General features: G+C 65.5%; 7 protein-coding genes. 3 read left to right on the top strand and 4 right to left on the bottom strand.

All coding sequences use genetic code 11. The features are described 5' to 3' along the window. Window positions 1-27: 27 nt before the first annotated feature. The 3 genes from ACZ7OO_RS43840 to ACZ7OO_RS43850 all read right to left on the bottom strand — a co-directional run bounded on the left by ACZ7OO_RS43840 (window position 28) and on the right by ACZ7OO_RS43850 (window position 3725). On the bottom strand, window positions 28-1380 hold the full coding sequence (locus ACZ7OO_RS43840) for a peptidoglycan-binding protein (protein WP_471512980.1): 1353 nt from the start codon (window positions 1378-1380) through the stop codon (window positions 28-30). Next, window positions 1377-3017: a hypothetical protein gene (locus tag ACZ7OO_RS43845; protein ID WP_471512981.1), complete on the bottom strand. Its 1641-nt coding sequence runs from the start codon at window positions 3015-3017 to the stop codon at window positions 1377-1379. Before ACZ7OO_RS43845 ends, ACZ7OO_RS43840 begins: the two co-directional genes overlap by 4 nt. A 99-nt stretch (window positions 3018-3116) precedes the next feature. Then, window positions 3117-3725, bottom strand: a complete 609-nt coding sequence (locus tag ACZ7OO_RS43850; RefSeq protein WP_471512982.1) for a hypothetical protein — start codon at window positions 3723-3725, stop codon at window positions 3117-3119. 288 nt (window positions 3726-4013) lie between these two features. Between ACZ7OO_RS43850 and ACZ7OO_RS43855 the strand changes: the two genes are divergently transcribed. The 3 genes from ACZ7OO_RS43855 (at window position 4014) to ACZ7OO_RS43865 (ending at window position 7452) form a co-directional block, all read left to right on the top strand. Next, window positions 4014-4826 (top strand): DUF6884 domain-containing protein, encoded by an 813-nt coding sequence (locus ACZ7OO_RS43855; RefSeq protein ID WP_471512983.1) that lies wholly within the window; start codon window positions 4014-4016, stop codon window positions 4824-4826. Between the two features lie 949 nt (window positions 4827-5775). After that, window positions 5776-7029 carry an IS256 family transposase gene (locus tag ACZ7OO_RS43860; RefSeq protein ID WP_471512984.1) on the top strand — a complete coding sequence of 418 codons (1254 nt, stop codon included), beginning with the start codon at window positions 5776-5778 and terminating at the stop codon, window positions 7027-7029. 48 nt (window positions 7030-7077) lie between these two features. Next, entirely contained in the window at window positions 7078-7452 is a 375-nt protein-coding gene (locus tag ACZ7OO_RS43865) for a YybH family protein (RefSeq protein ID WP_471512985.1), read from the top strand. A gap of 137 nt (window positions 7453-7589) precedes the next feature. Here the strand turns inward: ACZ7OO_RS43865 and ACZ7OO_RS43870 are convergent. Then, window positions 7590-8402 (bottom strand): Shedu immune nuclease family protein (locus tag ACZ7OO_RS43870; RefSeq protein WP_471512986.1); only part of this gene is annotated, 813 nt, incomplete at its 5' end.

The following is an 8402-nucleotide window of genomic DNA, read 5'->3' on the forward strand; positions in this document are numbered from 1 at the left end:
CTTGTCAGCCTGCACGCCTTGCGGCCGTCACGGCACTGCTGGGACTCTCAGCAGATCCCAGCTCACTGGGCCGGGATGGCCGTCGGCATCGCTTCCCGAGTAGCCGAGGGCGCTTTGCCATGCGCTATACGACGCCTGATCTCCGTTGCCCCACACGTCTTTGTGCGTGGTAATGCTGTAGCGATCACAACCCACCTCGACCAGGCGATCGTGCATGGCGGCGATAGTGGGGCTTCGACGTCCGGGGAAGAAGAAGCCTGCGCCCGGGAACGGCTCGTACCGGGCCGGCTCGCCCGCGGTGAGGCTCGGATCGCTCGCGGGCGGGAGCGGCGGCAGAACGTCGGCGATGAGCCCAACTGCCTGCATACCAGGTCGCCCCAGTGGGGCCGGTTCTCCTGTCGGCGTACCCGGCCGGGAGACGACGACAGGGCCGATGTTGACGGTATCGTCCGTGGGCTCTTGGGGGCTGCTGACGACGACGTCCCGCACGATCAGCAGGGCGTAGGGCAGCGCGTGAGCCGCGCCTGCGGAAGCGGGTGACAGCAATCCTCCGGCTTCCCGGCCCGGAACGAACCAACCGGTGTCCGACAGGAGCACTTGATCCCACCACGGAGCTCCGGAGGTTCGCCGTGTGAGAAGAACCAAGAGGTGCTGGTACGTGATGATCGTTTCAGGTGGAGGCTGTCCAGGCCCAACCACGGCGACGGGCGCGCCGAGGTCAATGACGGCGCCCTCGGGAGCAGCGATCTCCAACAGGGTGCCCGCGGTCGGCGAGATGATCGAGGTGTCGGCACTGTCCGTTGACACCGCGAGCAGCGGCTCTTCCGCTCCGACGCTGTCGCCCACTGCTCTCAGCCAGCGGACCACGGTGATGCTGGACCCCTCGTCGAGGCTGGGCGCACGGACGACTGTCCTGGCGTCGTCCGCAGATCGCGTGCCCGCGGTTTGGGCCGTCTGCCATGTCGTCGCACCGGGCACAGGCCAGTCGTCGGGCTCCGTGCCGAGGGGGACTTCCGGCTTGACCTCCTCGAGCAGCTGTCGATCCCGGGCGAAACGTTGGGTGAGCTGCTGACCGTGGAGGCTTGTCGGCTCAAGCGCCTGGCCGTTGTTCACCACAGTCTGGTACAGCGCCGTGGCGCTGCCACCGCTGGGCGGGGCCGTGAGGAATGCTTCTCCAGGGCGCATGAGCGGCGTGGTGTCGAAGAGCGCCAGCCACTGCCCGAGGCGCAACGTGTTGACCTCGCCGCCCTGCACGATGCGGTCATCGACCGGTATGCCTGGGAAAAAGGCGACCGCCTTATCTGCTGTCAGGTTGCCGAAGGTGGCGGTGAGATCTTCGATCAAAGCTTGGCCGGCTGATTCCAGGCCAGTGGTAGTCATGACGGCGGCGAAGCGGGAACGATCTGAGTTACCCAGCCCAGGATCTGTGTGCCATGGATACTCAAGGTCCCACCGCTTCCGTGGGACTGGAAACTCCAGCCAGAACTGCCGTCGTCGTGACTGAACTGACTGCCGTCGGTGCTCGAGTCTTCACGGCGGTATTTACCGCCGAGCCCGAACGCTCCGACCGAGCCACCGTAGCTCGTCGCCGTCGATTCCGAATGGCTCTCAGCACTCTCCTCGAAGGTACTTGCGTAGGTGCCGAAATGCCCCCAGTCGTCGCAGGAGATGGCTATGTTGCGCGCCACGAGCATTTGTATCGGCAACGCATGTACCAAGTTCTTACTGTTCTCACTCGTGTTGCTTCCGTCGCTGAGGCAATTGGATGGTAGCCCTTCGACATGCCAGCGGCTACGGACGTTGAAGATTTGGTCAAACATCCAAGGTCGATCGATCGACGCGAGGAAGAACGAGCCGGATACGGAGGCGCTGGAGGAATTATCCCAGCTGGTCGCACCGGCGGTGGATCCCGAGCTGAAGCCGCCTCGGGCGCTGGCATCCGAATATCCGATATCCCCTGTCGCACTGTACGGGCCGTAGACGATGCCGACACCACCGGAGTCGGACTGACTGGTGGAGGAATAGTAGGACGACGAGAAGTTGTTGAAATTCTGACTCGCAACGGCGTCGTAAGAGCTGTCCGCCACCGAGATCGGCATCGCGCCGAAGTCGTCTTCGGTCGATATGCACCACGTCCGCGGTTCGATGCGGGTGTAGGCAAATTTTCCTACAACGCCCGAGGCTTGGCCGAGCAGTTGCCAACGGTTGTGGACGGCATCGACGGCAGCACCGACGGCATCGACACCGAAATCCCTGTTGTACTGGTCGGCCTGAGAGTATGACATGTCTCCAGTCGACTGATCTATGGCATCGCGGTCGCTCATAGCATCCTGAATTCGCTGATCCCATTCCGGGCCTTCGCCGAGTTGCCACGAGGCGGCCAGGACCGGATCGCCCATAGCTGCGAAGAACGCGGCCTGCTTCTGTCCGATCAGTTTGGTCACGCGGCCGCGCGCCTCCCGCCAAGCCCGGTATCCCTCCGTTGGAACCCCCTTACTGACATAAAGAATACTTTGCACTCTTTTGATCGCGTCCAATCGGTCCTGCGGAACCACTGGCAGCGGCGTATTGATGGATATTGCTGGGCCGACGATTTCCCAGGCGTCAGCGATCGTGCCGGTCCCGTGAATGGCTTGGGAAGTACCAAGTTCCAGGTTGGGGTTTGCCAGGTGGGCAGTATTGACCGCTGCGAGAACAGATGCCGTGGCATGCGGGTCGGGAGGAGGCAGAGGCTGCGGCCTATTCGACGCGCCGGCGACTCCCGGGACTGAGGCGGGGGGCATTTGCACCGTAGGAGTGTTGATCGGCGTGCCGGCAGCCATCATGCTGTAGACGTCGATCTCACCGGGCTGCCAAGGGTTGGCATAGTTCTTCGGGTCCACAGCGAATCCGGGCACCTGGTGAAGAAACACCAGGTTCGGACTTGCTTGCAGAATTGCGCCGATCGCAGTGCCCATCTGATCCAGAGCTGCCAGCATTGCCTTTTGTACTGATCCGATACCTTCTACTGCGGACATCAGTTTCTCTCCCTCATGCAAGAGTCGGTATGAGGATGCGGAGTGACATCACCTGCATGGTGCGTGGGTGCCGATTTGGAAAAGGCTGGATGGCCAGCGCTACCGCGCTGCCCACACGAACCCGCAGGTGTTGTCGGTCAGGCTGCACCGCGCCACCACTGATTCCCGATGTGCGTGCGCAACGGTTTCCTGTAGCGCATCGCCGAAGTCGGTCCTGGGAGACCCCGTCCAGTAACCTTCGGGTGTTGTATCAGCGGCAACCGCTGGGTGGTCGGTTCGCGGACACAGGGCAGTAAAGGTGACATTCGTGTCATCATCTGGCCCTGCGTACGTCTCGCTGAAGTCGTCTTCAAGAGGGTGCAGGTGTGTATCACCAGGAATAGAAAGGACGCTGATCAATACACCTGCCAAACCGAAGGCCGCGCTCTTGAACAAATGGGCCAAAGATTCGGCAATGACTTCGATGATGAGGTGTTCCTTCCACTCGTCACTGGACTCGCCTTCGAGCTCCGGCCGCGGCACCCATGCCCTAGCACTTGAAAGATTGTCGTCTCGTCCCGCGTCTACGCCTTTGGTGTAGACGTCGAGCAGCTCTGGTGACAGCGGAAGGAAATCGGAGCCCTCAGGGTCCTGAAAGCCGCCCACGTATCCGAGTTCCCAGATTTCGGCTCGCTCCGGATCATCCGAGAACGGGTTGAAGGTAGCCATGACAGTCTCCAGCGGTGCAATCTATTGCAACGTAAAGTCTGGCGCTTGAGTGACTGCGGTGCCGTGCACGGGCCGACAGGACGGGATTCATCTGCAGAAGAGCGGCGATCTTGCGTGTCGCGCCTGGCACCGGTACCCGCGCCGGGAGGGCGCGGGGCCGCCGTGTTGAGGGCGGTCATGTCGACCGGCACGCCGCCGTCGGCTGTGCAACACCGTTCAGAAATCGACGTTCGAACGGCATGCCCCGTTCTCTCGTACTCCGTATTTCCAGCGTGGCATGTTTGCGGCATGCCGCAAACGCAGCCGGACTGGGCGGCCTCACCCAGCCCCGCGTGCTGGGTACCGGCCCCAGATCGCATCGCGCTGTCCAGTGAGCCGAGGCGACAAGGGGGGTGTCGCGCGCGATGTCCCAGCGGCGAAGCACACCACCACGAAAGCAATGGCCCAGTTACTTGCCGAGGCTGCCACTCATCGGACGACCACCCGGGCAGCCAGGAGGCAGGCTCCAGGCCGTGCCCCGTTCCCCCTGACGCGCTCGGTGACATCCGATCCGTAGCCGTCAACTCGTCCACGAATCCCTATGATTCGTGGACTCGCGTACGGGTCCCGTGGCCTGACGTCCAGGATTGTAGGAACTCGCGCGTTTTGCCCTGTTCGGCGGCCAAACTCGCAGTGGACCGCCCCACCCCCGCCCGCCGCCTCTACATCGGCTCGTATCACCTCATGTGCCGACGAGCCGCCGAGAGGATCGCCGGTCCCGTCAGTGTCCTCGTCCTCTCCGCCCGGCACGGCTTCGTCCAGCTCGACGACGCACTCCTGCCAAACGAACAGCGGATGGACACTCCCGGCCACATCGGCGTCGAGCAGCTGCGGGCACAGGCGGCCGAGCTCGGTATCCACGCGGCGCACGACCTGATCGCCTTGGGCGGCCGCGCCTACGTCGACGCGGTCACCGCCGTACGGCCAGACACCCTGCGTCCCCTGGACGGATGCCGCGGCATCGGCGAGCAGCGCGCTCGCCTCGCACGTCTGGCCGCGGCCGCCGAGCCACTCCTCCTGGCCAAGGACCTCGTCGCCCGGCCGGGGCCCGGCGGCGCGTAGTTGATCTCCGGCCCGCCATCATTCTCCGGAACTCGCCCACCGTGGTTACTCGGGTGCCAACGCGGAGGTAGTGTCCGAACCGATGGCGGGTAGCTCATAGTGGACTGCTTCAGGTTGTTGATCTCCTCAGAATGGACGGCTGTGACGACCGCTGCCAGCGAACCCTCCACCGAGCGTGTCCCCGGTCGCGTCTGGGTGATCCGCCTGACCGGGCATGCCGACCGGACCGCCACGGTCACGTGCAGCACCACGGCATGACGGATGCCACCACGCTCCACGGACCTCGCCCGCCTGCGGACTTTCGCCGTTCAACACGCCTCCGCCCACGCGCGGGTGGCCACCATCCACGCCAACGCCTGGTGCCACTGCGGCTCTTCACAGTGCGCCCCCCACCCGGACACTGCCACTCACTGCGCGGGCGGCGTGGCACTGGTCCTGCAGCACGATCCCCTCATCGGCCGCGTCTGGACGCTCCAAGAGGTCTGCGAGGCGTGCGCCTCGCTGATTCCAAACGCTCGCGTCCTCGCCCGCGCCGCCCGGCCCTCGCGCGCCGGCCAGTCACGGGACGGGCAGGTCCCGGCCCTCCAGGTGCCTGCGCCCGCACGGACAGGTATCCCCGGAGGCTTCTCATCACCCACCGCCCAGCCCGCCGAGGACCAGGAAGCGCCGTCCCGCCGTCCACGCCGTACATCACACACTTCACGCCCCACCCGGAGGCGCGGGCAGAGGCGTTGAACGGGGTGCGGCCCACCTGACCGTCGACTACCTGGCCTGACCTCGCGCCGGCCGACTGACCCCATCACCCCTCGCCCGCCCATGGGGCCGGAGCAATGCTCAGGACTTGTGGATCGGTCTTCGGGACGGGACGCGAAGGGCGTACCTTCCCGAGTGATCTACAAGTCACCGACTAGAGGCCCGCGTTCGCAGCGCGGGTCGGGGAGGCACGCCCGTGCTCAGCATAGTGAACGCCGACGGTTCCACCGAGTCCGGCTCCCTGATCGACGAGATCGTCCGCGAGGGCGCCCGCCGGATGCTGGCCGCCGCGCTGGAGGCCGAAGTCAACCAGTACATAGCCGAGTTGGCCGCCGCGACGGACGAGGCCGGGCGTCGCCTGGTGGTCCGCAACGGCCACCACCGGCCCCGCACCGTGGCCACTGCGGCCGGACCGGTCGAGGTCACGGCCCCGCGTGTGAACGACAAGCGGGTGGACGCGGCCACCGGAGAGCGGATGCGGTTCTCCTCGAAGATCCTGCCGCCGTGGTGCCGCAAGTCGCCCAAGGTCAGTGAGGTGCTGCCGCTGCTCTACCTGCACGGGCTGTCCTCGGGGGACTTCGTGCCCGCGCTGGAGCAGTTCCTCGGCTCGGCGGCCGGTCTGTCGCCGGCCACCGTGACCTGGCTGACGAAGCAGTGGAGCGACGACCATGCCGCCTTCCAGCAGCGCGACCTCGCCGGGTCCGACTACGTGTATGTGTGGGCGGACGGGGTGCACCCCAAGGTCCGGCTCGGGCAGGCGCACTCCTGCGTCCTGGTGTTGATGGGTGTGCGCCTGGACGGCACCAAGGAGCTGATCGCACTGGCCGAGGGACTGCGTGAGTCGACCGAGTCGTGGGCCGACCTGCTGCGCGACTGCCGCAGGCGCGGCATGCGCGATCCCAAGCTGGTCATCGGCGACGGCGCGATGGGGCTGTGGAAGGCGCTGGCCGAGGTGTTCCCGGCTGCCCGCCACCAACGGTGCTGGGTCCACAAGGCCCGGAATGTCACGAACACCCTGCCGAAGTCCGCACAACCGGGCGCAACGAAGGCGATGCAGGAGATCTACAGCGCCGAGGACCGCGCGCACGCCGAGAAGGCGATCGAGGCGTTCGCGAAGACCTACGGCGCGAAGTGGCCCAAGGCCGTCGCGAAGATCACCGACGACAGGGAGGAGCTGCTGGCGTTCTACGACTTCCCGGCCGAGCACTGGATCCACCTGCGCACCACGAACCCGATCGAGTCGACCTTCTCCACCGTCAAGCTCCGCACCAAGGTCACCCGCGGCGCCGGCAGCCCGGCCGCCGCCCTCGCGATGGTGTTCAAGCTCGTCGAGTCCGCCCAGGCCCGCTGGTGCGCGATCACCGGCGCCCACCTCGTCGCCCTGGTCCGCGCAGGCGCCACGTTCGAAAACGGTGTCCTCGTCGAGCGAGAGCAGGCCACGGCGGCCTGACAGCCCACGCCACTTGTCGCGCCGCGAAATGGAGAAAAGGACCAGTCCATGGCCGAACCCACTGCACCGCTCACCGAGTTCATCCGCGCCTACGAGCAGGCGGCCAACAGTCACGACATCACCCAGCTCGTCCCGCTGATCGCTCCCGATGCCGTCTACTGGTTCTCCGACGGATCGCACCGGGGCCGCGAAGCCGTCCTCTCCGCCATCGCCGAGACCTTCGCCACCATCCGCGACGAGATCTACCAGATCGACGCCCTGGAGTGGATCACCCACAGCGATGGCCACGCGGTTTGCCGCTACCGGTTCACCTGGACCGGAACCGTCGACGGCCAGCCGCGATCAGGAAGCGGCCGCGGCACCAACGTGCTCGTCAACAACGCCGGAGCCTGGCAGATGCTTCACGAACACCTCAGCGCATAACCAGGCGGCAGGACCGATCCACAGGAATTGACAATTACTCGGCCGCGCCCGGCCAGGCAGCACGGTTCCTGGGACGGGCGGGGCATGCGCCCTCAGCTCGTAAGCCGAGCAGGTCTCCGGCCTGGTGCGTTCAGGCCTCAGCGATCCTCCACGATGAAGCAGGCCCGTTCGTAGAGCTCGTCGAACGTGATGACTTCAACGTCCTGGACGGATCGCCTGTACTGCTCGAAGGAGGTGATCTTCTCCGGGTTCGCTGCGCCGCCGTCGGTGAACTCGCTGAGGCTTCCGATCACCAGCACCTGTCGCGGGCGGACGGTGGAGACTTCGATGCCGGTTGGGGCGCCGTCGTCTCGGAAGTGCCTATGCAGTTGCCCGCTGACCAGTTGTTGGGCCTTGTAAGCGGTCTTCTGCACCTGCGCCACGGCGCCGACGACTTCCTTGGAGACCTGATAGACGTCTGGCACCCGGTACGGCGCGCTGGCCAGCAGGGATGTCAGGTGGGTCTTGATCTCGCAGAACAGCAGGCTGCTGATGAAGCCTCTGGAGCGCATGACGGCGTCACTGCGCTTTCCCGCCCCCGCGAAAAGGTTCGCGCCGGTCGTGATGCGCTTGAGCTTGCCGTCGTCGTAGGGGCCGCAGGCAACAAGGGTGAGACCGTATCCGAAGATCCAGTGATTCTCCTCGAAGAAACCCTGCCACACCGCTTCCGGCCCGGCCACCCGGCCGCGCTCCTGCTCGAAGAACTCCGGGTCGTTCAACAACCGCCTGAACCTCTGGAGTTGCGCCTTGCGGTTGCTGATCAGTCGGATGTCCTCTTCAGTGAGGGCGCCGCCGACAGCGGTTTTGACGGCCTCGAGGAGTGTCGTGCGGTCCTGGTCGGCCAGGAGGCGAGCCAACTCGGCTTCGTCGCCGACGACCAGCCGCAGGCTGCTCTCGGGGATGTCCAGCCC

The organism is Streptomyces sp. NPDC111744, assembly GCF_055634995.1.